This window comes from Faecalibacterium sp. An77, from assembly GCF_002161315.1.
Lineage (GTDB): Bacteria > Bacillota > Clostridia > Oscillospirales > Ruminococcaceae > Faecalibacterium.
This window is the reverse complement of the sequence record NZ_NFHK01000090.1, coordinates 1-1,812: the sequence shown is the minus strand read 5'-3', so window position 1 is coordinate 1,812 and position 1,812 is coordinate 1. Positions and strand designations below refer to the sequence as shown.

Here is a 1,812-nt window from a genome sequence, read left to right as displayed (position 1 = left end):
GATCCCTTGAAGACTACAAGGTAGATAGGCACAATGTGTAAGTGGAGCGATCCATTCAGCAAGAGTGTACTAATAGATCGAGGGCTTGACCAGGTTGAAAGCACTTGTACTCTGATTGCGAACGCAGATTATTATTCAGTTCTGAAGGCACGTCCTTCCAAAAGAGAATAGAGAGATTGTTCAGATCCAAATCTGAACAGCCGGTGTCGATGACGGTGAGGTCCCACCTGTTCCCATTCCGAACACAGAAGTTAAGCTCACTTGTGCCGAAGATAGTTGGCTGGAAACGGCCTGTGAAAATAGGTAGATGCCGGCTTCTCTACAAAACCCCTGAGGATAAATCCTCGGGGGTTTTCTCTTGTTGTTTTTTTCACACGGAAGAAGCTGCGGAAAAGAAATAAAAGGACAAATTCGGGCACAAATCCCGTGGCGCTTGAACGCAACGCTACTTGAATTGCATAGAAAACTTGAAATAAATTCCGAAATACAATTTATATATTTCACGCAGGAAAGAGATTGACTTAAAATTTTTATTCTGCTATCTTGAGATCAGGCCGCCGGCGGCTCCTTATCATCAAATGAAAAGGAGCACTTAAAATGATTCATTTGCAATTACAAGGCAACCATGATCAAACGGGGCAGCAGTGGGGTTCTCTGCTGCGGGATTCCGGAGTGAAAATTCTGGATCACATCCCCTTTCCTATCACAGGGGAGCGGATAGAATATGCAGAAGTCTGCCTTCCTGTGTATCGTCAATATTATCCCGCTCTTTTGGAAGAACTGCAGGGCCTGGCCGCAGGACAGGACTGTGATGTGCAGCTTTTGCAGGCGGCGTTGTTCAGTATGTACGCCATTCCGCCGGCTTGTCACTGCTCCTGTTTTGCTGTGGCAGAAGGAGATGAAATTCTCTTTGGCAGGAACAGCGATTTTCTGCCGGTGCTGGAAGAGCACAACACCAACGTGATTGTTCATCAAACCGATGGCACCTGTTCTTTCACAGGAAATACCACATCTTTCCTTCAGATGGAGGATGGCGTCAATCAGAAGGGGCTGGCGATTGGACTGACCTCGGTGAGCCCGGCGAAAATCAAACCGGGCTTCAACGCCGGTTTGCTGGTGCGCTATCTTCTGGAGACCTGCGGGACAGTGCCGGAGGCTTTGGAAAAGCTGAAAACGCTTCCCATTGGTTCCGCCCAGACGCTGACTCTGGCCGATACGAAAGGGGATTTGGCTGTGGTGGAGTGCAATGCGGAACGGGTCGAAATTGCGGGACCTGCCGATCTGGAAAGCCCCTTTGTCTGCGCCACCAATGTTTTCCATCTGCCGTCGATGCGCAGCTATAACCGCACAACCGAGGACGACTGGTTTGAAGAACGGCGCTATCGGACGATGACGGAGGCGCTGAAAAGAAAGGACCTTAGAAAAGACCTTTCCTTTGCACAGGATTTGCTCTCGGGCCGGTACGGCTTTCTGTGCCAGTACGACCGCAGCACAGGAAAAGACACCGTGTGGTCGGTGGTGTATGATTTGAAGCGCCATACAATCTATCGCAGCGAATCCAACCCGTGCCGGAGCGGTTATCAGGGGGATGTGCGGTTCGCTTTTTAAAGAAACGCGCAATAGGAGATAAAACAATAAAACAAGAGAGCCCCCTGCACGGCAAAACGTGAACTGCTCCAGTAAAAGTAGACAATGAAAAAAGAAGGCCTCCTGTGGTAGAATAAAACTACTACAGGAGGTCTTTGCTATGCCCAGAAAATACAGCCACATTCAGGAACACGAGAAGGAAATAATAGAGCTTCGCAGCCAGGG

Annotated in this window: 1 protein-coding gene and 2 rRNA genes; all 3 read left to right on the top strand. The window is 49.1% G+C overall.

Going from position 1 to position 1,812, the window contains the following annotated elements; all coding sequences use genetic code 11:
- Positions 1-93 (top strand): 23S ribosomal RNA (locus tag B5G28_RS14135); the annotation flags it as partial.
- 106 nt (positions 94-199) lie between these two features.
- Positions 200-316, top strand: a 5S ribosomal RNA gene (gene rrf, locus B5G28_RS14130).
- Between the two features lie 281 nt (positions 317-597).
- Complete coding sequence (locus tag B5G28_RS14125) at positions 598-1,608, top strand: C45 family peptidase (protein ID WP_087249828.1); 1,011 nt, start codon at positions 598-600, stop codon at positions 1,606-1,608.
- Positions 1,609-1,812: the final 204 nt, after the last annotated feature.